This window comes from Nocardia sp. CY41, from assembly GCF_009829325.1.
Classification (GTDB): Bacteria; Actinomycetota; Actinomycetes; order Mycobacteriales; family Mycobacteriaceae; genus Nocardia.
The window spans coordinates 1-1208 of sequence record NZ_VUOS01000120.1; the positions used below are offsets into that span (position 1 = coordinate 1).

The window sequence follows — 1208 nt, forward strand, 5'->3', positions numbered from 1 at the left end:
ACGTCAGAACCTGCGCTCGGAGGGGCGGAATGTCTCGCTCAATCTGTGGTAAGCCTCGCGCACGCCACCCGGAACTTCCTGCGTGACGATATGCCCCTCGCCGGGATAGTCGTCCAGACGCTTGATCTCTCCCAGGATCGCCGAGGTGACCTCGTCCGGCGGCGTCACCCGTGAAGGATCATCGCGCAGGCCGTAGCGCAGGTAATTCTCGACAGAAACATCGGCGGTTACCATTGCCGCGTGCTCGACATCGGGGCCCTGCTTCATGATCGTGGCCCACACACGGCGAGCGTGCTGGGGTGTACACACCCCCACGATCGATCCGACATCTCGGCCCTGTCGTCGTAGCAGTGCCAAGGAGTTGACGACGTTCTCACCGGTGTTGCGGGCCAGATGATCTTCGATGACGCGATGTGATCCCAACCCGACGCGTTGCGCGGCCGCCCTGAACCGGACAGCTTCGGGGATCATCGCGCCCTTGCCCGGGTCCGCGTAGCCGGAGAACACGACAGTGGTGTCCTGCAGACCGCGGTCACGAACGAAGTTGGCCAGCACCGCCGCACCCCCACTGTCCGGGCTGCCGAACATCACTACACCCCGGTAGTTGCGTTCAGGATCGAACGCCCACTTCGGGTCGTGGCGCAGGTAGTCCCACACGGTTCCCAGATCCGACATCGCTCGGTTGGTGTCCACACCCCGAACCCGCAGTTCCCGCAGCCATGTTGTGTAGGCGGCTCCGTTGCGTCCTCCTACGACCTGATCATCGCGAATCAGAGCGCGACCGGCTGAATTGATGGGGATCGCGCTGCGGTGATCGGCGCGGAGCAGAATCCCGGCAGACTCCCGGGTCCCGCCCGCCACGTCATGCCAGGATCTGCTGATGCCGGAGGCGCCGGTGGTCAGCGCTCGCGTCGCCTGTTCGGCGATCTCTCGTGCAGCGGCAGCTGCTGCCCCGGCGGCACCTGACCCGAACGGCTCGGCCATCTGCCCTCCCGCAGCCCTCCGTGAGCACAACCGAGGGTCGATGATAGATGAGTATGAAAGCACGGAAAGGCCTGGCCGAGAATGGATTCGCGGACAGCTTTTGGACATCGACCGTCGAGCGACACGCAGCCGCGCGGTGTCACAGGCTGATGCGGGCGCAAGCTGGGCGAGATCGCCGTCGCCGGACCGCCACAGCAAGCGCTATCGCGTGTGATGTTGGGGTA

At 64.8% G+C, this 1208-nt stretch carries 1 protein-coding gene; it reads right to left on the reverse strand.

Annotation, left to right across the window (positions count from 1 at the left end; all coding sequences use genetic code 11):
- Positions 1 to 3: 3 nt before the first annotated feature.
- Positions 4 to 657, reverse strand: a complete 654-nt coding sequence (locus tag GVY64_RS36955) for a YdcF family protein (protein WP_159851334.1) — start codon at positions 655 to 657, stop codon at positions 4 to 6.
- Between the last annotated feature and the right edge of the window lie 551 nt (positions 658 to 1208).